Here is a 324-nt window from a genome sequence, read left to right on the forward strand (position 1 = left end):
GGCGCGGGAGCCGGGGCAGGCGCGGGGGCCGGAGCCGGAGCGGCGGCGGGCGCGCCGCTGCCGATGACGCCCAGCTGACCGCCGACGGCGATCACGTCGTCCTCCTGCGCGGAGATCTCCAGCAGCGTGCCGGCGACCGGCGACGGGATCTCGGTGTCGACCTTGTCGGTGGAGACCTCGAGCAGCGGCTCGTCCACGGCGACCTGGTCGCCGACCTGCTTCAGCCAGCGGGTGACGGTGCCCTCGGTGACGGACTCACCGAGCTCCGGCATCTTGACCGGGGTGCCGGAAGCGGCGGCGGCCGGGGCGGGCGCGGCGGCGGCC

1 protein-coding gene is annotated in these 324 nt (G+C 77.2%); it reads right to left on the reverse strand.

The features are described from left to right. A partial coding sequence (locus ON33_RS43115; protein WP_040856482.1) for a biotin/lipoyl-containing protein occupies positions 1-324 on the reverse strand: 324 nt, incomplete at both ends.

This window comes from Nocardia niigatensis NBRC 100131, assembly GCF_000308655.1.
GTDB classification, from domain to species: Bacteria; Actinomycetota; Actinomycetes; order Mycobacteriales; family Mycobacteriaceae; genus Nocardia; species Nocardia niigatensis.